Annotated in this window: 21 protein-coding genes and 1 pseudogene; 12 read left to right on the forward strand and 10 right to left on the reverse strand. The window is 70.6% G+C overall.

From position 1 onward, the window contains the following. The first annotated feature begins 84 nt into the window (after window positions 1-84). Complete coding sequence (locus ACTWP8_RS34150) at window positions 85-2,265, forward strand: 3-hydroxyacyl-CoA dehydrogenase NAD-binding domain-containing protein (protein ID WP_443325970.1); 2,181 nt, start codon at window positions 85-87, stop codon at window positions 2,263-2,265. A 74-nt stretch (window positions 2,266-2,339) separates the two neighbouring features. On the opposite strand, the gene ACTWP8_RS34155 is transcribed toward ACTWP8_RS34150, so the two are convergent. Together ACTWP8_RS34155 and ACTWP8_RS34160 are read right to left on the reverse strand one after the other, a co-directional pair. Continuing rightward, complete coding sequence (locus tag ACTWP8_RS34155; protein WP_443325971.1) at window positions 2,340-2,951, reverse strand: hypothetical protein; 612 nt, start codon at window positions 2,949-2,951, stop codon at window positions 2,340-2,342. Window positions 2,952-2,974: 23 nt separating this feature from the next. Further along, on the reverse strand, window positions 2,975-3,760 hold the full coding sequence (locus ACTWP8_RS34160; protein ID WP_443325972.1) for a MerR family transcriptional regulator: 786 nt from the start codon (window positions 3,758-3,760) through the stop codon (window positions 2,975-2,977). A gap of 307 nt (window positions 3,761-4,067) precedes the next feature. Here ACTWP8_RS34160 and ACTWP8_RS34165 point away from each other — a divergent pair. Then, window positions 4,068-4,259, forward strand: a pseudogene (locus ACTWP8_RS34165) (IS5/IS1182 family transposase); the annotation flags it as partial. Between the two features lie 15 nt (window positions 4,260-4,274). On the opposite strand, the gene ACTWP8_RS34170 reads toward ACTWP8_RS34165, so the two are convergent. Next, window positions 4,275-4,913 (reverse strand): LysE family translocator, encoded by a 639-nt coding sequence (locus tag ACTWP8_RS34170; protein ID WP_443325991.1) that lies wholly within the window; start codon window positions 4,911-4,913, stop codon window positions 4,275-4,277. Window positions 4,914-5,285: 372 nt separating this feature from the next. Between ACTWP8_RS34170 and ACTWP8_RS34175 the strand changes: the two genes are divergently transcribed. Continuing rightward, window positions 5,286-6,272 (forward strand): erythromycin esterase family protein, encoded by a 987-nt coding sequence (locus ACTWP8_RS34175; protein WP_443325973.1) that lies wholly within the window; start codon window positions 5,286-5,288, stop codon window positions 6,270-6,272. A gap of 225 nt (window positions 6,273-6,497) precedes the next feature. On the opposite strand, the gene sph is transcribed toward ACTWP8_RS34175, so the two are convergent. Beyond that, complete coding sequence (gene sph, locus ACTWP8_RS34180) at window positions 6,498-7,532, reverse strand: sphingomyelin phosphodiesterase (RefSeq protein WP_443325974.1); 1,035 nt, start codon at window positions 7,530-7,532, stop codon at window positions 6,498-6,500. A gap of 306 nt (window positions 7,533-7,838) precedes the next feature. Here sph and ACTWP8_RS34185 point away from each other — a divergent pair, with 306 nt between their 5' ends. From ACTWP8_RS34185 to ACTWP8_RS34200, 4 genes are all read left to right on the forward strand, one after another. Then, window positions 7,839-7,997, forward strand: a complete 159-nt coding sequence (locus ACTWP8_RS34185) for a hypothetical protein (protein ID WP_443325975.1) — start codon at window positions 7,839-7,841, stop codon at window positions 7,995-7,997. A gap of 71 nt (window positions 7,998-8,068) precedes the next feature. Continuing rightward, window positions 8,069-8,935 (forward strand): oxygenase MpaB family protein, encoded by an 867-nt coding sequence (locus ACTWP8_RS34190; protein ID WP_443325992.1) that lies wholly within the window; start codon window positions 8,069-8,071, stop codon window positions 8,933-8,935. 119 nt (window positions 8,936-9,054) lie between these two features. Continuing rightward, window positions 9,055-10,149 carry a hypothetical protein gene (locus ACTWP8_RS34195; protein ID WP_443325976.1) on the forward strand — a complete coding sequence of 365 codons (1,095 nt, stop codon included), beginning with the start codon at window positions 9,055-9,057 and terminating at the stop codon, window positions 10,147-10,149. A gap of 91 nt (window positions 10,150-10,240) precedes the next feature. After that, the gene (locus ACTWP8_RS34200; protein WP_443318446.1) at window positions 10,241-10,513 is read left to right on the forward strand and encodes a peptidoglycan-binding domain-containing protein; all 273 of its coding nucleotides are present in this window, start codon (window positions 10,241-10,243) and stop codon (window positions 10,511-10,513) included. Window positions 10,514-10,587: 74 nt separating this feature from the next. On the opposite strand, the gene ACTWP8_RS34205 is transcribed toward ACTWP8_RS34200, so the two are convergent. Further along, the gene (locus ACTWP8_RS34205; protein ID WP_443325977.1) at window positions 10,588-12,120 is read right to left on the reverse strand and encodes a M1 family metallopeptidase; all 1,533 of its coding nucleotides are present in this window, start codon (window positions 12,118-12,120) and stop codon (window positions 10,588-10,590) included. A 43-nt stretch (window positions 12,121-12,163) separates the two neighbouring features. Continuing rightward, the gene (locus ACTWP8_RS34210) at window positions 12,164-13,306 is read right to left on the reverse strand and encodes a VanZ family protein (RefSeq protein WP_443325978.1); all 1,143 of its coding nucleotides are present in this window, start codon (window positions 13,304-13,306) and stop codon (window positions 12,164-12,166) included. On the opposite strand from ACTWP8_RS34210, the gene ACTWP8_RS34215 reads away from it, so the two are divergent. Both ACTWP8_RS34215 and ACTWP8_RS34220 read left to right on the forward strand, forming a co-directional pair. Then, entirely contained in the window at window positions 13,284-15,257 is a 1,974-nt protein-coding gene (locus ACTWP8_RS34215; protein WP_443325979.1) for a Xaa-Pro dipeptidyl-peptidase, read from the forward strand. The genes ACTWP8_RS34210 and ACTWP8_RS34215 overlap by 23 nt on opposite strands. Window positions 15,258-15,365: 108 nt before the next feature. Continuing rightward, window positions 15,366-17,084, forward strand: a complete 1,719-nt coding sequence (locus ACTWP8_RS34220; RefSeq protein ID WP_443325993.1) for a BCCT family transporter — start codon at window positions 15,366-15,368, stop codon at window positions 17,082-17,084. A 131-nt stretch (window positions 17,085-17,215) separates the two neighbouring features. Here ACTWP8_RS34220 and ACTWP8_RS34225 read toward each other — a convergent pair whose 3' ends face one another. From ACTWP8_RS34225 to ACTWP8_RS34235, 3 genes are read right to left on the reverse strand one after another with little or no spacing between them, the layout of a single operon-like run. After that, window positions 17,216-18,712 carry a tripartite tricarboxylate transporter permease gene (locus tag ACTWP8_RS34225; protein WP_443325980.1) on the reverse strand — a complete coding sequence of 499 codons (1,497 nt, stop codon included), beginning with the start codon at window positions 18,710-18,712 and terminating at the stop codon, window positions 17,216-17,218. Continuing rightward, entirely contained in the window at window positions 18,712-19,248 is a 537-nt protein-coding gene (locus ACTWP8_RS34230) for a tripartite tricarboxylate transporter TctB family protein (protein ID WP_443325994.1), read from the reverse strand. The genes ACTWP8_RS34225 and ACTWP8_RS34230 overlap by 1 nt, the downstream gene beginning before the upstream one ends. A 5-nt stretch (window positions 19,249-19,253) precedes the next feature. Continuing rightward, window positions 19,254-20,258, reverse strand: coding sequence for a Bug family tripartite tricarboxylate transporter substrate binding protein (locus ACTWP8_RS34235; protein WP_443325981.1), 1,005 nt, complete (start codon window positions 20,256-20,258; stop codon window positions 19,254-19,256). Window positions 20,259-20,369: 111 nt separating this feature from the next. Between ACTWP8_RS34235 and ACTWP8_RS34240 the strand changes: the two genes are divergently transcribed. Then, on the forward strand, window positions 20,370-21,056 hold the full coding sequence (locus tag ACTWP8_RS34240; protein WP_443325982.1) for a response regulator: 687 nt from the start codon (window positions 20,370-20,372) through the stop codon (window positions 21,054-21,056). A gap of 21 nt (window positions 21,057-21,077) precedes the next feature. On the opposite strand, the gene ACTWP8_RS34245 is transcribed toward ACTWP8_RS34240, so the two are convergent. Continuing rightward, window positions 21,078-22,055 (reverse strand): FAD-dependent oxidoreductase, encoded by a 978-nt coding sequence (locus tag ACTWP8_RS34245; RefSeq protein WP_443325983.1) that lies wholly within the window; start codon window positions 22,053-22,055, stop codon window positions 21,078-21,080. 91 nt (window positions 22,056-22,146) lie between these two features. Here ACTWP8_RS34245 and ACTWP8_RS34250 point away from each other — a divergent pair, with 91 nt between their 5' ends. Further along, on the forward strand, window positions 22,147-23,214 hold the full coding sequence (locus ACTWP8_RS34250) for an oxidoreductase (RefSeq protein WP_443325984.1): 1,068 nt from the start codon (window positions 22,147-22,149) through the stop codon (window positions 23,212-23,214). Between the two features lie 141 nt (window positions 23,215-23,355). After that, window positions 23,356-24,996 carry an ABC-F family ATP-binding cassette domain-containing protein gene (locus tag ACTWP8_RS34255; protein ID WP_443325985.1) on the forward strand — a complete coding sequence of 547 codons (1,641 nt, stop codon included), beginning with the start codon at window positions 23,356-23,358 and terminating at the stop codon, window positions 24,994-24,996. Window positions 24,997-25,017: the final 21 nt, after the last annotated feature.

Below are 25,017 nucleotides of genomic sequence, written 5' to 3' on the forward strand. Positions count from 1 at the left end.
GTGCCCCCATCCGGTCCGCGCCGTTGGACGACCGCCGTCGCGGCGGGAATTACTTGCCGACCAGACCCTCACGGAGACTCAGACATGACCGATCGCACCACCATCCGCTGGGAGCAGGACGGGACCGGCGTCGTCACACTCGTCCTCGACGACCCCGGCCAGTCCGCCAACACCATGAACCAGGCCTTCAAGGCCTCCCTCACCGCGATCGCCGACCGCCTGGAGGCCGAGAAGGACTCCGTGCGCGGCATCATCGTCACGTCGGCCAAGAAGACCTTCTTCGCGGGCGGCGACCTCAAGGACATGAGCAAGCTCGGCCCCGAGCACGCCGAGCAGGTCTTCGAGACCGGCATGGGCATCAAGCGGGACCTGCGCCGCCTCGAGACCCTGGGCAAGCCCGTCGTCGCCGCCATCAATGGCGCTGCCCTGGGCGGCGGTTTCGAGATCGCGCTCGCCTGCCACCACCGCATCGCCCTCGACGCCCCCGGCTCCAAGATCGGCTTCCCCGAGGTCACGCTGGGGCTGCTGCCGGGCAGCGGCGGTGTGGTCCGCAGCGTACGGATGCTGGGCATCGCCGACGCGCTGCTGAAGGTGCTGCTGCAGGGCACCCAGTACAACCCGCGGCGGGCCCTCGAGGCGGGCCTGATCCACGACGTCGTGGCGACGCAGGACGACATGCTGGCCAAGGCCCGCGCCTTCATCGACGCCCACCCCGAGTCGCAGCAGCCCTGGGACGCCAAGGGTTACAAGATCCCTGGCGGGACCCCGGCCAACCCGAAGTTCGCCGCCAACCTCCCCGCCTTCCCCGCCAACCTGAAGAAGCAGACGGGCGGCGCGCCCTACCCCGCCCCGCGGAACATCCTCGCCGCGGCCGTCGAGGGCGCCCAGGTCGACTTCGAGACCGCGCAGGTCATCGAGTCCCGTTACTTCACCGAGCTGGTCACCGGCCAGATCGCCAAGAACATGATCCAGGCCTTCTTCTTCGACCTCCAGGCCGTCAATGCAGGCAGAAGCCGCCCGTCCGGCATCGAGCGGCGTCAGGTGCGCAAGGTGGCGGTCCTCGGCGCGGGCATGATGGGCGCCGGCATCGCGTACTCCTGCGCGCGGGCCGGGATCGAGGTCGTGCTGAAGGACGTCTCGGCCGAGGCCGCGGCGAAGGGCAAGGCGTACTCGGCGGGCCTGCTGGACAAGGCGCTGGCCAAGGGCCGTACGACCCAGGTGAAGCGCGAGGAGCTGCTCGCCCGTATCACCCCGACCGCCGACGTACGGGACCTGGCGGGCTGCGATGCCGTCATCGAGGCCGTGTTCGAAGACCCGGCCCTCAAGCACAAGGTCTTCCAGGAGATCGAGAGCGTCGTCGCCCCGGACGCGCTGCTCTGCTCCAACACCTCCACCCTCCCCATCACGCTGCTCGCCGAGGGTGTCCAGCGCAGCCAGGACTTCATCGGCCTGCACTTCTTCTCGCCCGTCGACAAGATGCAGCTGGTCGAGATCATCAAGGGCGAGAAGACGGGTGAGGAGGCCACCGCCCGCGCCTTCGACCTCGTACGACAGATCCGCAAGACGCCGATCGTGGTCAACGACTCGCGCGGCTTCTTCACCTCGCGCGTGATCGGCCAGTTCATCAACGAGGGCGTGGCCATGGTGGGCGAGGGCGCCGACCCGGCCTCCGTCGAGCAGGCCGCGGCCCAGGCCGGCTACCCGGCCAAGGTGCTGTCCCTGATGGACGAGCTGACCCTCACCCTGCCGCGCAAGATCCGCGAGGAGACGCGCCGGGCCGTTCAGGAGTCGGGCGGCAGGTGGACCCCGCACCCGGCGGACGAGGTAGTCGACCGCATGATCGACGAGTTCGGCCGTCCGGGCCGCAGTGGGGGAGCGGGCTTCTACGACTACGGCGAGGACGGCAGGCGGGCGGGTCTGTGGCCGGGCCTGCGCGAGCACTTCGGGCAGCGGCCGGGCCCACCGGTCCCCTTCGAGGACATGAAGGAGCGGATGCTGTTCTCGGAGGCGCTGGACACGGTCCGGTGCCTGGAGGAGGGCGTGCTCACCTCGGTCGCCGACGCCAACATCGGCTCGATCCTCGGCATCGGCTTCCCCGGCTGGACCGGCGGCGTCCTCCAGTACATCAACGGCTACGAGGGCGGCCTCCCGGGCTTCGTGGCCCGCGCCCTCGAACTCCAGTCGGCGTACGGAGACCGCTTCGCGCCGCCCGAGCTGCTGCTGGGCAAGGCCGAGAGGGGCGAGACCTTCACCGACGCTCCCTGACCGGAGGCAGCCGGCAAAGCGCTACGGCCGGACCCGCGCGTGGCCGCGGGCCCGGCCGTCGTGGTGTTCGCCGCTCAGACGCGAGGGCGGGTGAACCAGTACGTGGCCTGCTTCTGCCCGAGCATCACGATGATGACGATGCCGCACGCGATCTCCAGAAGTCCGGCGGGCTGCTTCTGTCCCAGGGCGCCGAGGCCGAAGAGGATCATCAGCGACCCGAAGACGATGGCCGTGATCCTCGCGCCGTTGCCGCTCTTGCCGAAGAGCAGGGCGCAGATGAAGCCGCCGATCACGGGCAGGTTGGAGCCAATTACCTTGCCCGCGGCCTCTCCGTCGGCGATCGCCCCGGCGGCGACGGATCCGACCAGCACGAGACCGGCGAGGACGAAGAACATGACCTGCGCGGTCCGCACCTGGCCCGGCATGGTCCCGGGAACGGCCGGATGGCCCGGGCCCGGAGGATACGGCGCATACGGGCCGGGCTGCGGCGGTCCGTACGGCCCGTATCCGGCCTGCTGCGGGTACGACTGCGGATGCGACTGCGAGTGTGGATACGGCTGCGGTTGCTGGTAGCCGTACGGCTGCGCCTGGGGATTCGGGTACGGCTGCGGCTGCGGCGGTGCGGGCGGTTGGCCGTAGCCGCCCGCGCCGGGCGCATTCCAACCGGACGGTTCCTGAGGGGACATGCCCCGAGGCTATCGAACGGGTGTCACCCGGGCTCCTGCGCTTCCCGGCCGTCGCCGAGCCAGCTCCGCAGCTCCTCTTTCATGGACCGCTGGAAGGCCGTGACCAGCGCCTGCACCACCAGCGGCTGCATATGGGCGGACAGGGACTTCGTCCGCGCCACCCGCTCGGGCCCCGGCTCGTCCTCGCGCGAGGGGTCCCACACCTCCTCGCGGAAGAGGCGGCTCAGTTCGCGGGCAGCCGAGCGGGTGTGCTCGAGCATGACCGTACGGGCCGCGACGATCCCGTCCAGCGAGATCGGGACGTCCAGGAGCCGTACGCCGAGGTGCAGCAGGCCCGATTCGACCCGGAAGACGCCGGGGGCCTCGGTCCGTACGAGTACGCCCATCGCCGCGAGCCGGTCCAGGTCCTCCTCCGACAGCTCGCGGCCCATCCGCCGCTCCAGCTGCTCCCGCGTCGCCTCCTCCGCGCTGTCCGGCACCCAGGAGGCCACGAGGGCGCGGTGGATGGCGAGGTCGTGCGCGCTGATGTCCTGCGGCAGGTGGCGCAGATAGCGCTCGATCGCCGCGAGCGTCATGCCCTGGTGCTGCAACTCCTCGATCAGCGCGAGCCGGGAGAGGTGTTCGTGGCCGTACCGGCCGACGCGGCGCGGGCCTATCGCGGGCGGCGGCAGCAGGCCGCGCGTGCTGTAGAAGCGGACCGTGCGGACCGTGATCCCGGCACGCGCCGCGAGTTCGTCGACGGTGAGGGCGAGTTCAGGGGGTCCGCCGGACTCATCCGTCGTGGTCTCAGACGTCGTCTGCTGGGTCATCGGCTGCGCCCTCCCTCTCTGCACCATCCGGGGTTCAACAGTATTGCTGTCTCACCACTCCTGTGAAACGGGTGAGGCGGTGTGCGCGCCCGGGCCGCTCGGGCCATTGACGGGCAGAAGCCGGCGGGCACGGCGGCGGGGCGGTCGGCGAGGGCGAACCGCCGGGCCCCGTCGAGGCTCCGCTCCCAGCGCGCCGCCTCGGGAGCGGGCCCCCGGGGGCGTACGTCCGTGACGTCGCGTGCCGCGGGAGTGGGACGGGCGGCGCCAGGTGCCGCGCTTCGACGGGGTGACCTCCGGGACGTTCTGAAAGCGCCGTGGCAGCAAAGGCGGCCGACCCGCCGGCTTCGACAAGACGATCTACAAGCGCAGAAACGAAGTGGAGCGGACGATCAACAGGCTCAAGAACTTCCGGGCCATGGCCGCGAGATACGACAAGCGGGCCTACGTCTTTCACGGCCCTGTCGCCGTCGTAGCGATCAGACTCTGGCTCCGTACATGATCTGCGAGGCAGAACTCAATCCTTGCGGCCTGTCGTGGCGACGGTGACGCCGAGGCCAATCATCGTGAGCCCACCGACCCCGCCGACCAGGGAGAGCCGCTGCGGTGAGCGGGCAAACCAGCTCCGCGTGGTGGCCGCGGCCAATCCCCACACGCTGTCGGAAGCCACCGCGATGACATTGAAGACCAGGCCGAGCAACAGCATTTGAACCGTCACGTGCCCCTGGCCATGGTCGACGAACTGAGGCAGTACGGCGGCGAAGAACACGATGGTCTTGGGGTTGGCCACGCCGACCGCGAACCCCTCCCACAACGTGCGCCAGCTGCCATGGGCGGGACCATTGCCGGTGAACGAGGCATGCAGGGCCCGACGCCGCCGCACCGCCTTGACACCGAGGTACACCAAGTACGCGGCACCCACGAGCTTCAGCGCCGTGAAGACGAGGACCGAGCGCTCCACGATGGCCCCGACTCCCAGTGCCACGGCCACAACGAGTACGTAAGCTCCGAGCGTGTTCCCCACGACTGTGGTCAGCGCGGCACGGCGCCCCTGGGCCAGCGCCCGCCCGATCACGAACAGCACGCTGGGGCCGGGAATCACGATCAGCAGGAACGACATGGCCGCGAATGCCAGTAGTCGGTCGGTAGACACCATGAAGCCCATGCAAGCACGGAGGCCGTTCACGCCTGAAGCCCTTTTCCCGCACGCGGACCCCATGACGAGCAGGGAGGCGTCGCCCGAGAACCGGCCTGCGACCTGACCCCCATCCGAACCGCGAGCTGTCCAGCGATGATCCGCCGGACAGGCGCTGAAGGGCTGTCCGGCAAATGTTCTACGTCTGTGCTGAGTGGAAGCGCAACAGTTTCAGCATCGGCGCCCTTGTTGTCACCCGGATCATCTGCAGCCCCATAGCAGGCCACCGGGTCGGCTTGACCTCAACCTTGGTTCATGTCTGAGGCTGCTCGTGCGGCGCCGGCCGCGACCGGGTCGTATCCCGGAACCGATCACGTGTATCGGAGGCTTGCCATGACCGACGAGGTGACCCAGTGGATCAGGAGTCGTGCCCATCGCCTCACCGCGCTCGACCCCCGGGCCCCGTTGAGCGACCTTCGGCCGTTGGCCGACATGGTGCGCGATGCCAAGGTTGTGGCCGTGGGTGTCGCCTGCCGCCACACCCACGAGCTGTCCGCTGTCTCGCACCGGGTCGTCCGACTGCTGGTCGAGGAACTGGGATTCCGCTCACTTGCACTGGAAGGGGACGACGCATCGAGGGTCGGTCTCGATGAGTACGTCAGAACCGGAACGGGTGACCCGCGGGCACTGCTGGCTGAAGCCCGGTCGTTCTGGCAGACCGAGGAGATCCTCGGCCTTATCCAGTGGATGCGCTCATACAACCACCAGCATCCCGGTGACCCGGTTCGATTCGCTGGGATTGCCCCCTCTCAGCGGCACCCCTCTCAGCACGACGACCTGGCCGACATCGAGCGGGGCCTGGCCGAGGAGACGATCTGGTGGCGCGAGCGCACCGCAGACAAAATCGTCTACTGGGGTGGGCTCGCGCACGCCGCCAACGGCAATCCGCGGACCGTTTCCGCTTCGTCCTCTGCGATGACGCACCGGAACGCGGGCAGCTATCTGCGCGAGCGCTTCGGGCCTGGTTATGTATCCATCGGCCTGACGTTTCACCACGGCATGACCCTCTACCCCGTACCCGCCCCGCCGTCAGAATTCGCCGACGCGATGCTGGGAAGCGCGGGCCTGGATGCCTACCTTCTGGACCTGAAGGCTGACGGCCCGGGCCGCGTGAGGACCTGGCTCAGCACACCGACCAGGACACGTCTGATCGGCCCGGCCTACGATCCCCGTGACGACGGCGCTTACCACATGTCCGGCGGATCGCTCGCAGACTGGTTCGATGCCGTCATCCACGTCCAGGAGGTCACCCCCGTCCGTCTTCTCGACGGTGAGAAAGCTGAGCCTCCTGCCGCGACAAGCGGTATCCCGACTGGGTGACAGCTGCAGTGCTTCACCGGTGTAGAGCCGCAGATGGTTCGAGTGACAGCTTTCGCGCTCTACTTCCGCGCCTGCTTGGCGCCGGAGAGCTCCCACGCCTTGCAGGCATTCCGGTTGCCGGCCAAGACCCCCGAGAGCTAAACCTCGCCGGGCTCCACTTACGCGGTGCGCTCATCTGGCTCCGCAGCCTCCGCCCAGCCACATGATCAGAACCGGGCACGCACCCTAGCCGCCCACCACCGGGTAGTGGTCGGAGAGGTTGGTGTACGTGTAGTCGGTGCCCCAGCTGGTGACCGTCCAGGGGGCCGACTGCTCCTTGACGACGGTGTTGCGCCAGGCGGCCGGGCGGGCGTGGCCCTGGCGGTGGAGGACGTAGTCGAGGTCCTCGCGCGGGTCGTCGGGGTAGCGGTAGCGGGCGATGGAGTTGTCCTGGGTGTCGAACGAGTACGGGTGGCCGGTGCGCTCGTCGGCCGGGGCGAGGCCGGCGTCCATGAGCATCGAGGCGTACTCGGAGCTGCGCGAGTCCACGTTGAGGTCTCCCGCGACGACCACCTCTTCGCCCGCGGGAATGTTCTTGCCGTCGAGGAAGGCGTCGATCGCCTTGAACTGCTCGGCGCGGGTCGCGGCGGCCTCGCCCGGGTCGCAGCCGGGGTCGGTCGACTGGGCGTGCGTGCCGACGACATGCACCTTCGTGCCGTTCACGTTGAGGACGACGTACACGAAGCCCTTGTTGGACCACCAGTCGGCGCCGCACGCGTCCGCGTAGACGAACTGCTCCTTGCGCTCGATCGGCCACTTGCTGAGGACCGTGACGCCGCCGTCCTCGGGCGTGGTGGCGGAGTACGCGCCGCCCGTGGCGTCCCAGCCGCTCTTGCTGCGGCCCATGACGGGCGTCTGGTGCGGGTACTGCGAGGACGCGTAGCTCTTCAGCGCGTCGGAGGAGGAGTTGTCGAACGCCTCCTGGAGGACGACGACGTCGTTGCCGCGGAAGAAGTCCGTGGCAGGGATCTCCCGGGCCCGGTGGTCCTGGCCCCAGTTGGGGTAGAGCGTTTTGCTGAAGAGGAACACGTTGTACGTGAGTACCTTCAACTGCGGTGCGGCGGCGGTCCCTTCGGCGGCCGCGGCGGCGGCCTCGGCGGACCGGGCGGCCTCGGTTGCCTCGGCCGCCGATCCGGACGGCGCGGACGCGACGAGCGCGGCCGCCGCGAGCACGGCGGCGACCGCGCCGCCCTGGACCTTGCGGAGCGTGGAGTGCGGCACTGCATCTCCCGGTGATGTGTGGAGGGTTGACTGGCATTGAGCCTGGCGCCGCACATCAAAGCAGGTGCCGTTACCTCTAGGTAACCCTGTGCGAGGGGAACGTGGCCGGAGCGGGCATACGTGGCTGTTGAACGCACGACGAACAGTGCGTGAACAGAACGACGGCTTCCGCAGTATCGACGCCGACGACTACATCACGGCGCCCTCTTTGAGCCGGAGTACGCGTACACCTACGGGTCGCCAGCGCCCAATTCCCTCACCTCCACATTCCTCGACTACATGGCCGGTGACACCGGACGGAACCCCATGGAAAAGCACGGCCATCTGCCCTGCTCCGCGGCGGACAACCAGAAGGCGTGCCAGCGGGCTTACGTCAGCACCAGCAGCGGCCACAACAGCGACCGTGACCGGGCGGCCGCCCGCGCGGCGCGGACCGATCGGGGAAGAGCGATGATGGGGGTGTGACCACCGGGCACGGAGCGGTGGCCCGGGTACGCCGCGGCGCCGCCGATCCCGTACCGCCTCCCGTCGGCGGGATGCTGTGGAGCCTCGCCGGGGAGGTGCGGGCCGTGCTGTCGATGCCCGCCGCGCTGACCATGCAGGTCGCGCACCCGGCCGTGGGTGCGGGCGTGGACGATCACTCCGCCTTCCGCACCGATCCGTGGGGCCGCGCCGCGCGGTCCGTCGCGTCCGCACAGCTGTGGGTGTACGGGGGCAGGGCCGCGGCCGTTGCCGAGGGCCGCAGGCTGCGGAAGCTGCACGAGCCGATCCGCGGCACCGACGCCCACGGCCGCCCTTACCAGGCGCTCACCCCCGCCTACTACGCGTGGGTGCACGCCACCGGCTTCCCGGTCTACCGGCACGCCCAGCGCGTCATGGGCCGCCGGCCCTTCACGCCGGCGGAGGAGCGGCGGCTGTACGCGGAGTGGCTCCAGGTCGGCCGGGTCCTCGGCATCAGCGACAGCGACATGCCGCAGACGCTGGAGGAGTTCTGGCCGTACTACCGGAAGGTGCTGGAGGAGGAGCTGGAGGCGACGGTGGTCGTACGGGAGCTGGTCGCCACCGATGTGTACGTGCCGCCGCCCGGGTGGGGCCCGCGGCCCCTGCGGCTGTCGGTGCGGGCGGCCTGGCCGCTGCTGCTGCCGCCGCTTCTGCGGGTGCGCCGCTTCCTGACCATCGGGCTGATGCCGCCGGACGCGCGCGTGGCCATCGGCCTGGAGTGGAGCGACGGAGAGGAGCGCGCGCTGCGGCGCTTCGGGCGGGTCGTACGGGTCGTGGTGCCGCTGCTGCCGGAGCGCCTGCGGTACCTGCCCTACGCGCGCGTGGCCCGCCGACAGGCCCGCCGCGCGGCGCGGCGGGCGGCGCGAACTTCGGGCACGGGCGCTTTGCGCCGGCTCAAGTGAGAGGGCGGGTTACCCGCAATTCCTACGCCCTAACACGATCAGTAAAGGCCCGCAATTCGGCGACCAACCGCAGTCGGCCGGCAGTGGTTGTTCGTATCGAAAACGGCGATAGTCGGTGTATGGCGAATACCAGAACTGTCTGGGGGCGTCGGAGGGCCGGAAAATACGAGACAGGGCTGTGGGAGCTCCGGGAGGCCCTCTGGTCACGAATCAGCGAACTCGAGGCGCTTCTCAAGACCAAGACGGAGCAAGGGCCTCCGCCCTCCTCGGCGGTGCAGGTGCTGGCGGAACAGGCGTTCAGGGAGCTGGAAGAAGCGAGAAGCGCGCTGCGTCACGATCACCCCCGGCATCTGCCCGCCGCACACCTGGCGGTTGCTCAGACTCATTTCGATGTGGCGCACATCCTCATGCTGCGGCTGTCGCCACTGGACGATGTCAGAGCCATGCTGCCCGGCCTGGTGTCCTTCATCCGGGAGCAACTCCCCGTCAGCGACGAGCGGAGAGTGCAGGTTGAGGAGATCGCACTTGCCGTGCGGACGGGCGGAAGTCTTGATGGCGCGCAGCGCGAAGTGCTCGTCGACGCGGTAGCCGTCGCCCGTCAAGGCTATCTGCGGGAGAATATCCGCGTCCGCAGTTTCACCCGTATCGTGTACGGGATGTCCGCCGCCTTGGCGGTCATCGCCGTTCTCGTCGCTGTTTTCGGCGGCATCTCTCCGAAGACGGTGCCCTTGTGTTTCAACCCGGAGGGCATCGGAGTCGTCTGTCCCACGGCGAGCGCCCCGCAGGGTCAGAACCCGAACCCGGACGGTGATGTCGATGATCTCTATGCGATGGTCGCCTCCCGATGGGACTACCTCGTCGTGGAGTTCGTGGGGCTCGTGGCCGCAACGGTCGCGGCGGCCACGTCACTGCGGCGGATCAGAGGCACGTCAACGCCGTACAACGTGCCCGTGGCACTGGCGTTGCTCAAACTTCCCACCGGCGCTCTGACGGCCGTGCTCGGACTTCTCCTCATGCGCGGGGAGTTCGTCCCGGGCCTCAGAGCCCTGGATTCGTCGGCGCAGATCATCGCCTGGGCCGTCATCTTCGGCTATGCCCAGCAGCTCTTCACCAGAGTCGTCGACAATCAGGCGCAGTCGGTATTGAACTCGGTGAGAGGGCCGAACGCCGTGCCGAGCAAGCCGGTTCGCGAACCGCAGGCCCCGCCCGCCTAGCGAGAAAATGCGGCGGGTGCGGTCCTGTGCTTCCCTGAGAGAAACGTGCGGGAAGCACGGCTGCTCTCGACGAACCATTGAGGAGCTCGCGATGCCCAATGGAAGCCAGCCCTGCGACTACACCAACGCGCGGCCCACGCTCAAGATTGGCGCGAAGGGCGAAGCGGTCAAGCAGGCGCAGTGCTATCTCAACTTTTCGCTCGACGGGGAAAAGCTTCTCGAGGACGGAATCTTCGGCCCCGTAACCGATGCCGCCACGAAGAGATTCCAGAAGTGCGCGGACATTACGATCGACGGCATCATCGGCGCCCAGACCTGGTCGTTCCTGACCTTCTGGGCGAACGCGCCGGACTTTGTCTGCTGAGCGCGTGATACCCGTGCCGGGCGTCCCGTCCGGGGCCCGCCGCCTGGCGCGGCGGGCCCTGAACGGTCAGTACCTCAGCGGCCGTGGTGGCCGCCCTGGGCGTGGTCGCGGTCGTGCACGGTGTGTGTCGCGGCGATCTTCTTCCACGACTTGGGTTTCGCCGGGGCCTTCTTCGCGCCGATCTGGGCGCGCGCCGCAGCAGCCGCCGCCGGTTTCCCCTCCGTGAAGAGCCAGGTCTCGAAGAGGTCCGCGAGCGGCTTGCCCGACACCTTCTCCGCGTAGCGGGCGAAGTCACGTACCGACCCGTTCCCGTACGCGTTCTCCTTCGGCCAGCCCTTGAGGATCGCGAAGAAGGCTTGGTCGCCGATCTCGTTGCGCAGCGCCTGGAGAGCGAGGGCCCCCCGGTCGTACACGGCGTCGTGGAACTGGTTCTCCGGGCCGGGGTCGCCCGGCTTGACCTTCCAGAACGGGTCGTCGGCCGGGTACTGGGCGTACACGTAGTCGGCCAGCTCCTGAGCCGTGCCCTCGCCTTCTTTCTCGGACCACAGCCACTGTGCGTAGCTGGCGAAGCCCTCGTTGACCCAGATGTCCTTCCAGCCCTTGACCGAGACGCTGTCCCCGTACCACTGGTGGGCCAGTTCGTGGACGACGACGGAGACGTTCGCGCCCCTGGCGAATTGCCGGGGACTGTAGAAGGGGCGGGTCTGGGTCTCGAGCGCGTACCGGGTCGGCACGTTCGGGACGTATCCGCCGAGCGCGTTGAACGGGTACGGGCCGAAGGCCTCGGTGAGCCACTCGGCGACCTCAGTGGACCGCTCGACACTCGCCCGCGCCGCCCCCGCGTTGTCGCCGAGCTCCTTGCTGTACGCGTTGAGTACGGGCAGGCCGTCGGCGGTCTTGTCGGTGGTGACGTCGAACCTGCCGACGGCGAGGGTGGCGAGATACGTGGCCTGTGGCTTGTTGGAGCGCCAGCTGTACTTGGTCCAGCCCAGGCGCGAACTCTGCGACTGCAGCACGCCGTTGCTGATGGCCTGCGTGCCGTCGGGGACGGACACGGAGACGTCGTACGTGGCCTTGTCCAGCGGGTGGTCGTTGCTCGGGAACCACCACCAGGCGGCCTCGGGCTCGTTGGCCGCCACGCCGCCGTCCGGGGTCCGCAGCCAGGAGGTGAAGCCGTTCACCTCCACCTGCGACGGCGTGCCGGAGTAGCGCACGACGATGCTGACCTGCTTGCCCTTGTCCAGCGGCACGGCCGGGGTGATCTCCAGCTCGTGGGCGCCGGACCTGGCGAAGTCCGCCTTCTTCCCGTTCACCCGCACTTCGCTCACGTCGAGGGCGAAGTCGAGGTTGAAGCGCGAGAGCGCCTCGGTGGTGGTGGCGAGCAGCGTCGCGGTGCCGTCCAGGCGGTCGGTCTCCGGCTGGTACTTCAGGCGCAGGTCGTAGTGCGAGACGTCGTATCCGCCGTTGCCGTAGTCCGGGTAGTAGGGGTCGCCGAGGCCCGGGGCGCCGGGCGCGGCCTCTTGCGAGGTGGCCGTCGCCGCTGATGCCGGGATCGCCAGCAGCAGGCAGGCGGCGAGTGCGCTCGGGGCGAGAAGTCTGCGGTGCACGGGTCAGTCCTCCAACTGGTCGGGGAGAAGGATGCGTTCGACCCTATTCGGACGACTGTCCTACCGCCTCGCGGGCGGCCTGTGCTGTCACAAGATCGCCACTCGGCGGACATGATGCCGGACTGCCGGCGTCGTACCGCCGCGCCCGCGCGTGCGGCAGGGCCCTGTTCCGTACGCCGGAGAGGCGTTCGTGCAGGCCGAGGCCCCCGGGGTGGCTGCGGACCGCGCCCGCGTAGCGCGCCACGAGCGCCAGGCAGGCGGACACGGCGACGAGGAGGACGAACCCGCCGACCGGGTCCTCCGCCACGGCGTAGCCGATGTGCTGGTAGCTGACCTCGCTCGCGATCCCGATCAGTTCGGAGGCTCCGGCCGGGGAGCCGGGGAGGATCGCACCGGTCGTGAACCATACGACCAACAGCGGCGGTCCGAGCGCGCCCGCGCGCAGCGCGAGGCGGGCGGGCGACGGACGGCCGCCGCCGGACGTCACCAACTGCAGCAGGAGCACGTGCTTCCCGGGGGTCGCCCCGGTGCGCCACGGCACGACGACGAACCACAGCGTGGCGACCGCGGGCGGCACCCACACCACGGCCTCCGTGCCGAGGACGTAGAAGGCGATGCCCGCCATGCCACCGGTCAGCAGCGCGATGCCCGTGACGTCCAGTAGCAGCGCGATCAGGCGGCGCCCGAAGGGGATCCTGCCGGAGGCGAGCGTGGCGAGTGCGGCGAGCGCGCGGTCGTCCAGGCTGTCCAGGTCGGGCAGTGCGCGCGCCAGCGGCCCCGCGGCCGCCCAGCCGAGGGCGGCGCCCGCGGTGTTGACGATGAGGTCGTCGACGGCGAACAGCCGGTACGGGCACGCGTACAGGACCCACAGCCCGCTGTACTGGGTGAGTTCGAAGAACAGGGATCCCGCGAGACCGGCTGCCGTGGCGGCGGCCAGGCCCCGCCGGAAGTGGACGCGTACGAACGCCCCGAGCGGCAGCAGCAGGACCAGGTTGAACACCGCTTGCCAGACCGCCGAGTTGTGCAGCACCAGTGCGCCGAAGGTGACGCGGTGGTGCGCCTCCTTCCAGATGTTGGCGAAGGCGGTGCCGGGCGTTAAGTGGGGCCGGGCGAAGGAGGGGTACGCGGCGCAGACGTCGAGGAACGCGTGTACCGTCCAACTGGTGGCGATACGCGCGCGGGTCACCCGCAACCAGTGGAGAACGCTCGTGCCGGCGGCGCTGGCCGCCCTGATGGCCGTGCTCGTCCAGCCGACCGGGGCCCAGGCCGCCCCGGCGGCCCCGGCGGAGAGCAAGCCCGTCTACTCCTACGACGCAGCGATACGCGAGTCCGTGTGGGTGGACACCGGAATCGACGGCGACTCGGACGGCAGGACCGACCGGGTCGCCGTCGACATCGTCCGGCCCCGCGAACCCGCGCAGCAGGGCCGCCGTATCCCCGTGATCATGGACGCGAGCCCGTACTACTCCTGCTGCGGGCGCGGCAACGAGAGCCAGAAGAAGACGTACGACGCGAGCGGGAAGCCGGTCCAGTTCCCGCTGTTCTACGACAACTACTTCGTCCCGCGCGGCTATGCGGCCGTCCTCGTCGATCTCGCCGGTACGAACCGCTCCGACGGCTGCGTCGACGTCGGCGGCCGCTCCGACATCCAGTCCGCCAAGGCGGTCGTCGACTGGCTGAACGGCCGGGCCCGCGGCTACAGCTCCCGCACCGGCGCCACGCCCGTCACAGCCCGCTGGTCGACCGGCGCCGTCGGAATGATCGGCAAGAGCTATGACGGCACGGTCGCCAACGGCGTCGCCGCCACCGGCGTCAAGGGCCTCAGGACCATCGTGCCGATCGGCGCCATCAGCTCCTGGTACGACTACTACTTCGCCGAAGGCGCCCCCCTCTACGACAGCGGCCCCGACTGGCTGTCGGACTACGTGGAGAGCCCGGAGGCCCGCGCCCGCTGCGGGGCCGTGCAGCAGCGGCTCGTCGATGGGGCCCCGCGCAGCGGCGACTGGACCCGGCTGTGGAGCGAGCGCGACTACGTACCCGACGCGGACAAGGTGCGCGCCAGCGTCTTCGCCGTCCACGGCATGCAGGACCTCAACGTCCGCGCCAGGCACTTCGGCCAGTGGTGGGAAGCCCTCGCCGAGGAGGGCGTGGAGCGCAAGGTCTGGCTCTCCCGGACCGGGCACGTCGACCCCTTCGACTTCCGCCGCGGGGTGTGGGTGAAGACCCTCCACCGCTGGTTCGACCACTACCTCCTGGGCTACGACAACGGCATCGAGGACGAGCCGATGGCCGATATCGAGCGCGCCCCCGACCGGTGGTCCACCGACCACGTCTGGCCCCCGGGCGGCATCGGGGCCACCACCCTGCGGCCGCGTACGGGCGAGGCGCCCGGCGTCGGCACCCTCGGCCTGAAGCCGGCACGCCCCGGCTCGGCCGAGTCCTTCACCGACGACCCGAAGCTGAGCGAGACCGACTGGGCCGCGCAGACCGACACATCGACGCCCGGCAAGGTGGGGTTCACGACCAGGCCGCTCAGCAAGCCGCTGCGCCTGTCCGGATCGGGAAAGGTGACCGTCACCGCGACCCCGTCCACCTCCAGCGCCCACCTGTCCGCCGTGCTCGTGGACCTCGGACCCTCCACCATCCGCGACTACGCCGCCCCGGGCGAAGGCATCACCACCCTGCCCGAGCGCACCTGTTGGGGGAGCAGCGACTCCGGTGACAGCGCCTGCTTCAAGGAGACGAAGGCGAAGACGGCGGACGTCGACCACACCGTCTTCAGCCGCGGCTGGGCGGACCTGGGCAACTACGCCTCCGAGTACACCGGCCGCCCGCTGACCCCGGGCGGGAAGTACACGATCACCCTCGACCTCCACGCGAGCGACCACGTCGTCCCGGCCGGACACCGTCTCGCCCTGATCGTCGCCGGTACGGACGCCGGGCTCATCGACCCGCCCGCCTCCACCCCGCGGCTCACGCTCGATCTGGCCCGTACGTCCGCGAAGTTGCCGCTGGCCGGCGGCGTGAAGGCGTTCGTACGCGCGACCACCGGAGTGCCGCCCCGGGCGACCGCGCCCGAGGACGGCCCGCTGAGCGGCGTGCGCGATCCGCGCGCCGCCCGCATCCCGTCCGCCTAACGGCTACGCCGGTTGTGCCCACCCGTTCCGCCCCGCCGAACGAATGCCCACACCCGGAGCTCAGGAAGATCCGGATTGAGATCCGAACACCTGGTAATGCGTACCCGCATGGACAACGAGAAGGACACGCAGGGCGAGCCCGACGAGGTCGTGGTCAGACACCTCCCCGGCAGCCCGCACGAGACCCGCCGGCCGGAGACCGACAAGGTGGTCTTCGGGGTCACGGCCGCGGCGACGCTCGCGTTCGTCATATGGGGCGCCGCGGCCACGGACGCGCTGGAGGACGCGTCCGGCTCGATGCTCAGCGGGCTGATGCACAACGGCGGCTGGGCTTTCGTGCTGGCCGCGTCCGGCTTCGTGGTCTTCGCGCTGTGGCTCGCGATAAGCCGCTACGGGAAGATCACCCTCGGTGGGGAGGGCGAGGAGCCGGAGTTCCGCACCATCTCGTGGGTCGCGATGATGTTCAGCGCGGGCATGGGCATCGGCCTGATGTTCTACGGCGTGAGCGAGCCGCTGTCGCACTTCAAGGAGCCGCCGCCCGGCACCGATCCGGCCGACGCCGCCCAGGCCATGGAGACCGCCATGGCCACCACGCTCTTCCACTGGACGCTCCACCCGTGGGCCATCTACGCGGTGGTGGGTCTCGCCATCGCGTACAGCAGCTTCCGGCGCGGCAGGCGGCAGTTGATCAGCGCGGTCTTCGAACCGCTGCTCGGGAGGAAGTACGCGAACGGCTGGGGCGGGCAGGTCATCGACATCCTGGCGATCTTCGCCACCCTCTTCGGGTCCGCCGCCTCGCTGGGCCTCGGCACGCTGCAGATCAGCAGCGGCATCCAGGAACTCGACTGGATGGGAGACGTCGGCACCGGGCTTCTGGTCGGCATCATCGCCGTGCTGACCGTGGCGTTCGTGGCCTCCGCCGTGTCCGGTGTCGCCAAGGGCATCCAGTGGCTGTCCAACATCAACATGGTGCTGGCGCTGATCCTCGCGGCCTTCGTGTTCGTGGCGGGGCCGACGATCCTCATCCTCGACCTGCTGCCGACCTCCATCGGCTCCTACGTCGGGGACCTGCCGCAGCTCGCGGGGCGCACGGAGGCGTCCAGCGGCAAGGGAGTCGCCGACTGGCTCTCCAGCTGGACGGTCTTCTACTGGGCCTGGTGGATCTCGTGGACGCCCTTCGTCGGCATGTTCATCGCCAGGATCAGCCGCGGCCGTACCATCAGGCAGTTCGTGGGCGGCGTGATCCTGGTGCCCAGCACGGTCAGCCTGCTGTGGTTCGCGGTCTTCGGCGGATCGGCGATGAAGCTGCAGGACCAGGGGCGGCTCGGCGGCGAGACCACGCCCGAGGGGCAGCTCTTCGGCGTGCTGCAGCAGTACCCGATCGCCACCGCGATGAGTCTGCTGGTGATGATCCTCGTCGCGATCTTCTTCGTCTCCGGCGCCGACGCCGCGTCGATCGTGATGGGGACGCTGTCCCAGAAGGGCTCCATCGAACCGACCAAGCCCGTCGTCGTGTTCTGGGGCGTGCTGACCGGGGCGGTGGCGGCCATCATGCTGCTGATCGGCGGTGGCGCGGGCGATGCGCTCACGGGCCTGCAGAATCTGACGATCCTGGTCGCCGCGCCCTTCACGCTCGTCATGGTCGGGTTGTGCTGGGCGCTGATGCGGGATCTGCGGCGGGACCCGCTGATCGTGCGGGGCGAGAAGGGCGAGGTGGCCGTGGAGGAGGCGGTGATCGCCGGACACGAGAAGTTCGGCGGCGACTTCGAACTCCGCATCGGCCCCTCGACGAACGGGAACCCCAACGAGCGGACGCGCTCGGACTGACTTTCACGCCCCGGGCTGAGCCGAGTTCGGCACCGCCGGGCCGCGTCACCGGGCTTCTCGCCGTCGCGGCGGTAAGAATTTCCCGCCGCGACGGCGAGCAATCGGTACGGCGGAGACCGGCGGTGGAGAACTCACCGCAAGATTGCTCGTTTCCGCGGCCGCACCTTCGTGATCAGCGGCCACAACACCACCAGCGCCGCCACCCCGTACAGCACGACAGCGAGGGGCTCGCTCCAGAGCCCGCTCACCGCGCCGTTGCTCAGCTGGAACGTGCGGCGCAGCTGCTCCTCCGCCAGGGGGCCCAGGATCACGCCCAGGATCAGCGGCAGCACCGGAAGGCCGAACCGCCGCATCATGAAGCCGAGCAGGCCGAGCACCAGCAGCACCACCAGGTCCACGGCCTGGGAGTTCACAGCGAACGCGCCCAGCGCGGAAAAGAACAGGATCCCCGCGTAGAGGTACGAGCGCGGCACCTGCAGCAGCTTCGCCCACACTGGCGCCAGCGGGACGTTCAGCAGGAGCAGCAGCACATTCCCGACGAACAGGCTCGCGATCAGCGCCCAGACCAGCTCGCTCTCACGCTCGAACAGCAGCGGGCCCGGCTGGATGCCGTACTGCGTGAACGCGGCGAGCATCACCGCGCCGGTGGCGTTCGCCGGCAGCCCCAGCGACAGCATCGGCACGAGCGACCCCGCCGCCGAGCCCTTGTTGGTCGCCTCGGGGCCGGCCACGCCCTCGATCGCGCCGCGCCCGAACTCGCTGTCCCGGCCCGCGAGGCGCTTCTCCGTGGCGTACGAGATGACCGTGGGGATCTCGGCACCGCCCGCCGGCAGCGCGCCCATCGGAAACCCGATGAGGACGCCGCGCAGCCATGGCTTCCACGACCGCTTGAGATCCTGCCGGCTCATCCACGGCCGCCCGACCGGCACCGGCTTCGGCGGGGTGTGCCGCAGATGACCGGCCACCCAGAGAGCCTCGCCGACAGCGAACACGGCGACCGCGACGACCACGATGTCGATGCCGTCCGCGAGCTGCGGCACGCCGAAGGTCAGCCGCTGCTGGCCGGAGATCGAGTCGATGCCGATCAGCCCGATGGTCAGGCCGAGCGCGAGCGAGGAGAAGCCGCGCACCCGGGAGGAGCCGATGACGGCGGTCACCGTCGTCAGCGCCACCACCATGATCGCGAAGTACGCGGGCGCGCCCAGCGTCACCGCGAAGTCCACGACCAGCGGGGCCAGGAAGGCGAGCATCGCCGTGCCGATGGTGGAGGCGATGAAGGAGCCGATCACGGCGGTGGCCAGCGCCTGTGCCGCCAGCCCGCGTTTGGCCATCAGACTGCCCTCGATGGCGGTCACCACGGAGGCCGACTCACCAGGGGTGTTGAGAAGTATCGAGGTGATCGCGCCGCCGAACATCCCGCCGTAGTAGATCCCGCCGAACATGACGAACGCGGAGGTCGGCTCCATGCCGAAGGTCACGGGCAGCAGCAGCGCCACCGTCATCGCCGGACCGATGCCCGGCAGCACGCCGACCGCGGAGCCGATGAGCACGCCGACCAGCGCGTAGAGCAGATTGACGGGGGAGAGTACGGTCGCGAAGCCCCCGAGCAGACTGGACAGCGCGTCCATCACAGGACCCCTTCCAGCACGCCGGGCGGCAGAGTGATGCCGAGCCCGTAGGCGAACGCGTAGAAAGAGCCGACCGACATCACGACGGAGACGACCGCGTCGCGGAGCCAGGTGCGGCTGCCGAGTGCGTACGCGATGCCCCAGAACAGCAGCGCACCCGAGATCGCCCAGCCCAGCGGCTCGATGAGCACCGCGTTTGCCAGGAAGAAGGCGATCACCAGCATCACCGCGCGCCAGTCCAGCTTGGCGGTGAGATCGATGTCCTCGCCGCCCTCGGCTTCGCCGCGTCCGCCGTGCAGCACGTCGATCGCGTGCACCAGCGCGCACACCACCAGGCCGCCGCCCACCCCGTACGGCACGGCCTGGGGGCCGATGGGCCCGGCGGCCGTCGCCGCCGTGCCCATCGTCGCGGCGTCGAGGATCACGACGGCGCCGAGCCCCGCGAGCAGTGCGGAGACCAGCAGCTCCACGCGGCCTCCGGTCTCCTCTCCCGCGGCGGCGGTGTCGCCCTCGTCCTCCCGTTCCTTCGCCGTCATATCGATCACTTCGTCAATCCGAGCCGCTTGAGGGTGCTTTCGACCTTCTTGTTCTGCTCGGCGAGGAAGTCCTCGAACTCCTTGCCCCGCAGGAAGGCGTCGGTCCAGCCGTTGCGCCGCATGGCCGTCTGCCACTCGTCCGAGTCCCGCATGGTGCGCAGGGCCTCGACGAGCTGCTCGCGGCGCTGCCGGGAGATGCCGGGGGCGGCCACCACCCCGCGCCAGTTGATCGCGGAGACGTCGACTCCCTCGTCGGCGAGGGTGGGCGCGTCGATGCCCTTGACGGTCGTCCTGCCGGTGGTCGCCAGCACCCGTACGTCGCCGGTGGCGATCTGGTCGACCATCTCCCCGATGCCCGTGGCCGCCACGTCGATCTTGCTGCCGAGCAGCGCGGTCAGCAGCTCGCCGCCCCCGTCGTAGCCGATGTAGCGGACCTTGGCCGGATCGACGTCGGAGGCTTCGGCGACCTGCATGGGCAGGAGGTGGTCAGGACCGCCGGGGGATGAGCCACCGCCGACCGACAGCCGGTCGGGGGCGCGTCGCCATGCGTCGAGGAAGTCCTTCAGGGTGCGCAGCCGCGAGTCCTTCGGTACGACGATGGCGCTCGGGTCCTGGATCAGCCGGACCAGCGGGGTGGTGTCCTCCAGCGAGACGGCCGACTTGTTGGTGAACACCGCGCCGACGACGCCGAGGCCCATCATCATGAGCATCTCGTCGCTGCCGCGGGAGTTCACCAGCCGGGACAGGCCGATGGTGCCGCCCGCCCCGGAGATGTTCGTGACCTCCATGCCGCGGGCGGCGTTCGAGGCGGTCAGGGCCTTGCCGACGGTACGGGCGGTGATGTCGAAGCCGCTGCCCGGGCTGTTGCCGACGATCATGCGGAGCCCGGTGAGCGGCCCCTTGGCTCCGGTCCGGCTCTTCCCGGTCGTTCCGCAGCCGGCCGTGGCAGCCGTCGCAGCCGGGGCGAGTGCCGCGAGTGCGGCGGTGCGCAGCAGTGTCCGTCTGTTCACAGGGGACTCATTTCCTCGGTGTGACGGGGGGCGGTGCGCAGACCATCCCAGGGAGATGTGTGCCCGGTCACTATTCGCAAAACAAAGGTCGTTGAGTACCTTGTGGTCCTCATGGAACTCAGTGTTCTGGTCGTCGACGACGACTTCATGGTCGCCAGGCTGCACAGCGTGTGCGTCGACCGGACCCCCGGATTCCGCTCGGCTGGGGTCGCGCTCAGCGCCGCCGAGGCGGTACGGGAGGCCGCCCGGCTCGCTCCCGACCTGGTGCTGCTCGACCTGTACCTGCCGGACGGGTCGGGCCTCGAGGTGCTGCGCCGCATCCGCGAGGACGACCCGGATACGGACTTCCTGGTGGTCAGTGCCGCGAAGGACGCCGAGACGGTGCGCGAGGCGCAGCGTGCGGGCGCGGTCAACTACCTCATCAAGCCGTTCGAACAAGCGGATCTGCGCGCCAGGCTCCGCCACTACCGCGCAGCCCACCTGGCGATGGCCGGCGCCCCCGACACCGCTCAGTCGGACGTGGACCGGCTGTTCCCCGCGCCCTCGCCGGAGCGGGGGCGGAGCGCGGCCCCGCTGCCGAAGGGACTGAGCGCCCCCACCGCGTCCCTGGTCGAGACCGCCCTGCGGGCCAGGGCGCCGGAGGGCCTGTCGGCGAGCGAATGCGCGGCCGAGACGGGCCTGTCCCGGGTCAGCGCCCGGCGCTACCTGGAGCACTTCACGGACGCGGGGCGGGCCGAGGTCCACCTGCGGTACGGGACGACGGGGCGGCCCGAGCGGCGGTATACGTGGCGGCACTGACGGGCCGCCGTGGTGCGGGCGTCAGCGCTGCGCCGTCGCCTCTCCGCCCGCGACCACCAGCCACGCCGCTTCCTCCGCGCACCCCCACGACACCGTGACACCCGCCCCGCCGTGCCCGTAGTTGTGCACGCACAGCGCCCCGCCGGGCAGCCGTTCCACCTCGATGCGCACGCTGGGTCTGAAGGGCCGCAGCCCCACCCGGTGTTCGAGGACCCGGGCCGTCGCGAGCCCCGGGTGGAAGCGGGCGCAGCGGCGGACGATCGCCTCGGCGGTCGCCGGGTCGGGGGTCAGGTCCCCCACGTCCTCGCGCGCCGTGCCGCCGAGCACCACCCCGTACGGCTGAGGCAGCACGTACGTCGTGTCCGCCGCCCCCACGTCCGCCGCCACGAACCACTCGTCGATGCCCGGGTTCTCCACGATCACCAACTGCCCCTGCACGGGCCGCACCTCCGGGTCCGGGACCAGCTCGCGCGCTCCGAGCCCGGTGCAGTTGACGACGAACGGCGCCTCCCGCCCCGCCTCGTCGAGCGAGGCCGCGCTCCGCCGCTCCAGCACACCGCCGGCGGCGGCCAGCCGCCGCTCCAGGTACGGCAGATGGGCCCGCATGTCGAGCAGCGGCACACGCGCGTGGACGCCTGCCCGGCACCCGTCGGGGAGTTCCTCGATGCGGGCCGCGCGGAGCCCCGGCACCCCCTCGGCCCACGCGCCGAAGTCCCAGCCACCGGTGTCGGCCATGATTCCCGCGACCAGCCGCACCCCCGTCTCGTCCGGCCGCTCGGCCAGCCCGGACAGGACGTGGAAGGAGTGCAGCGACCACTCGACGGCCCGCTCCTCCGGCTGGATGCGGTACGGCCAGCACAGCGCGCCCGCCACCGCGGACGTCGTGGCCCCGGCGGGATCCCGGCTCCACACCCGTACGCGCTGGGCGCTCTCCGCGAGGACGACGGCGGTGGTCAGCCCGATGACCCCGCCGCCGACGACGATCACATCGCTCTCCATGCCGGGACGTTATCCGCTCCGCGCGGCCCGTACGAGAGCGGACACGAGGCCCGGAATCTGTAGTTCCGTCGTGGATGGGGATACTCAGGACATGGCTGCCGAGCCCGCGTACGCGACCTTCGGACTGGCGCCGGCGACTCGTGCCGGGGGCGTCCTCTCCGACGGTGCCTATCAAGTGCACCGGGACTTCCTGGACTTCATCGTCGACGGCAGGCCGCTGCTGCTCCGGCTCGCGGACCTCGACGCCGTCTCGCCGCTCGCCTCCGACCTGGGGCCCTCCGTCTTCACCGCGCACGTGCGGCGGCTGCTGCTCGAGACCGAACCGCCGCTCGCCGGCGGGCGGTACGTGATCTACGGATGCCCGGAGTGCGAAGGGCTCGAGTGCGGAGCGGTCACGGCCGTCATCGAGCGGGACGGCACGGACGTCGTCTGGCGGGACTTCGCCTGGCAGACGGACGAGGTCGCCGACCTCGAGCAGGGCGGCTACCCCGGGGTGGGCCCCTTCCGCTTCCGCGGCGACCAGTACCGGGCCGAGCTGGAACGGCTGCTCTCCGGCGCCGGCGAGCGGGCCGCCGCACGCCGCGTCCTGCTCGTCGGCCGGCGGGCCGCTGTACTGGCCAGGCTCGCCTCCGCGCTCCGCACGATCGGCATCGGCGCGGACCTCACCCGGGACGCGGCGGGCGCGGACGCCGACGAGCTGCGCGCGTACGGGGCCGTGGCCTTCGACGGGGCCGTCGAGCAGCGGGAACGGGACGCCGTGCACCGTGCCTTCGAGGCCGCGGGAGCCGACGCCGTGTTCGTCGAAGCACTCGCGCCGGTCATTCCGCTGCTCGTCGCGCAGATAGAGCAGGCGCTGGACCGGACTCCGGAGGACCGGCGGCGGCTGACCGCGCTGTCGGCGACGAGCGGCGGGGGGACGGTGGAGGTGACCGTGGAGGTGGCGGCGCCCTGCCGCGTCCAGCTCACCGCGTACCGCCTCGACCGGTTCCAGCGCACTCGTACCCGGGAGCTGTTCGACGACCAGCTCGAGCCCGGCCGGCACGTCATCGAGCCGGACGCGCAGGCGGTCAGGGGAGAGGCGTTCGTGGTCGCCCGCACCACGGGCGGCGTCCTGGCGGCGGCTGTACGGCGTGGGGAGCGGCCGTCGTGGCGCTCGTGAGGTTGCCGGGCCGGTCATGAGGCCGCGCGTGAGCCGCCGGGCCGGTCATGAGGCCGCTCGTGAGGCCGCCGGGCCGGTCATGACGCCCGTCCTGACGCCGTTCGTGACACCGCTTCCCGAGCCCGTAGGATCGACCGCCTGATGACTGCCACCCTCGTCGCCAAGGACCTCGCCGCCGGGCACGGTGACCGCACGCTGTTCTCCGGGCTCGACCTGGTCGTCGCACCCGGCGACGTGATCGGGCTCGTCGGCGTCAACGGCTCCGGGAAGTCCACCCTGCTGCGCCTGCTCGCGGGCCTCGACACGCCGGAGCGCGGCGCCCTGCGGCTCAGCCCGCCCACGGCCGCCGTCGGCCACCTGCCGCAGGAGCCGGAGCGGCGGCCGGGGGAGACCGTACGGGAGTTCCTCGCCCGGCGCACCGGCGTGGCCGCCGCGCAGCGCGCCCTTGACGAGTCCACCCAGGCCCTGGCCGACGGCCTGCCGGGCGCCGACGACGCGTACGCCACCGGTCTCGAGCGCTGGCTCGGCCTCGGCGGCGCGGACCTGGAGGAGCGGGCCGAGGAGGTGGCGGACGGCCTCGGCCTCGCGGTCGGCCTCGACCTGCCGATGACGGCCCTCTCCGGCGGCCAGGCCGCCCGCGCCGGGCTCGCATCGCTGCTGCTCAGCCGCTATGACGTCTTCCTGCTCGACGAGCCGACGAACGACCTGGACCTCGCAGGACTCCACCGCCTGGAGTCGTTCGTCACGGGCCTGCGCGCCGGAACGGTGGTCGTCAGCCACGACCGGGAGTTCCTCACCCGGACCGTGACGAAGGTCCTCGAACTCGATCTCGCGCAGCAGCAGGTGAACCTGTACGGCGGGGGCTACGCGGCGTTTCTCGAGGAGCGCGAGGTCGGCAGGCGCCACGCCCGCCAGGAGTACGAGGAGTACGCCGACACGCGCGCCTCGCTGGAGACGCGCGCCAGAATGCAGCGGAACTGGATGGCCAAGGGCGTGAAGAACGCCCGCCGCAAGGCGGGCGACAACGACAAGCTCGGCCGGAAGTTCCGCTCCGACGCGAGCGAGAAGCAGGCGGCCAAGGCACGCCAGACGGAGCGGCTGATCGAACGGCTCGAGGTGGTCGAGGAGCCGCGCAAGGAGTGGGAGCTGCGCATGGAGATCGCGGCGGCCCCGCGCTCCGGTGCGGTCGTGGCGACGCTCACCGGCGCGGAGGCCAAGCGCGGCTCCTTCGCCTTCGGACCGGTCGACCTGCAGATCGACTGGGCGGACCGTGTGGCCATCACCGGAGCCAACGGCTCCGGCAAGTCCACGCTCCTGGCCGCCCTGCTCGGCCGGCTCCCGCTCGACGCGGGGCACGCGGCGCTCGGACCGGGCGTGGTGGTGGGCGAGGTGGACCAGGCCCGCGGGCTCTTCTTCGGGGACGAGCCGCTGATGGACGCCTTCGGGGCGGCCGTCCCGGACATGGCAGCCGCGGAAGTCCGTACGCTGCTTGCCAAGTTCGGCCTCAAGGCGGCCCATGTGCTCCGTCCCGCGTCCACACTCTCACCCGGTGAGCGGACCCGCGCCGCGCTGGCCCTGCTCCAGGGCCGCGGCGTGAACCTCCTGGTTCTGGACGAGCCCACGAACCACCTCGACCTCCCGGCCATCGAGCAACTGGAGTCTGCCCTGGCGTCGTACGAGGGCACGCTCCTCCTGGTCACCCACGACCGCCGCATGCTCCAGGCGGTGCACGTCACGCGCCGCCTGGAGCTCGCCGCGGGGCGCGTGACGGAGCACAGCTGAGAGAGGGCCCGACCCGGTGCG

Origin of the sequence: Streptomyces sp. 7N604 (assembly GCF_052245475.1) — a bacterium.
Lineage (GTDB): Bacteria > Actinomycetota > Actinomycetes > Streptomycetales > Streptomycetaceae > Streptomyces.

What these genes read in the sequence shown, in the direction of transcription:
- ACTWP8_RS34190 (WP_443325992.1), top strand. Translation starts at nt 8,069, where the DNA reads ATGCTGTGGAGCCTCGCCGGGGAGGTGCGGGCCGTGCTGTCGATGCCC.
- ACTWP8_RS34225 (WP_443325980.1), bottom strand. Translation starts at nt 18,712, where the DNA reads ATGGACGCGCTGTCCAGTCTGCTCGGGGGCTTCGCGACCGTACTCTCC.
- ACTWP8_RS34195 (WP_443325976.1), top strand. Translation starts at nt 9,055, where the DNA reads ATGGCGAATACCAGAACTGTCTGGGGGCGTCGGAGGGCCGGAAAATAC.
- ACTWP8_RS34155 (WP_443325971.1), bottom strand. Translation starts at nt 2,951, where the DNA reads ATGTCCCCTCAGGAACCGTCCGGTTGGAATGCGCCCGGCGCGGGCGGC.
- ACTWP8_RS34150 (WP_443325970.1), top strand. Translation starts at nt 85, where the DNA reads ATGACCGATCGCACCACCATCCGCTGGGAGCAGGACGGGACCGGCGTC.
- ACTWP8_RS34170 (WP_443325991.1), bottom strand. Translation starts at nt 4,913, where the DNA reads ATGGTGTCTACCGACCGACTACTGGCATTCGCGGCCATGTCGTTCCTG.
- ACTWP8_RS34220 (WP_443325993.1), top strand. Translation starts at nt 15,366, where the DNA reads ATGGACAACGAGAAGGACACGCAGGGCGAGCCCGACGAGGTCGTGGTC.
- ACTWP8_RS34160 (WP_443325972.1), bottom strand. Translation starts at nt 3,760, where the DNA reads ATGACCCAGCAGACGACGTCTGAGACCACGACGGATGAGTCCGGCGGA.
- ACTWP8_RS34175 (WP_443325973.1), top strand. Translation starts at nt 5,286, where the DNA reads ATGACCGACGAGGTGACCCAGTGGATCAGGAGTCGTGCCCATCGCCTC.
- ACTWP8_RS34255 (WP_443325985.1), top strand. Translation starts at nt 23,356, where the DNA reads ATGACTGCCACCCTCGTCGCCAAGGACCTCGCCGCCGGGCACGGTGAC.
- ACTWP8_RS34185 (WP_443325975.1), top strand. Translation starts at nt 7,839, where the DNA reads ATGGAAAAGCACGGCCATCTGCCCTGCTCCGCGGCGGACAACCAGAAG.
- ACTWP8_RS34240 (WP_443325982.1), top strand. Translation starts at nt 20,370, where the DNA reads ATGGAACTCAGTGTTCTGGTCGTCGACGACGACTTCATGGTCGCCAGG.
- ACTWP8_RS34200 (WP_443318446.1), top strand. Translation starts at nt 10,241, where the DNA reads ATGCCCAATGGAAGCCAGCCCTGCGACTACACCAACGCGCGGCCCACG.
- ACTWP8_RS34250 (WP_443325984.1), top strand. Translation starts at nt 22,147, where the DNA reads ATGGCTGCCGAGCCCGCGTACGCGACCTTCGGACTGGCGCCGGCGACT.
- ACTWP8_RS34230 (WP_443325994.1), bottom strand. Translation starts at nt 19,248, where the DNA reads ATGACGGCGAAGGAACGGGAGGACGAGGGCGACACCGCCGCCGCGGGA.
- ACTWP8_RS34245 (WP_443325983.1), bottom strand. Translation starts at nt 22,055, where the DNA reads ATGGAGAGCGATGTGATCGTCGTCGGCGGCGGGGTCATCGGGCTGACC.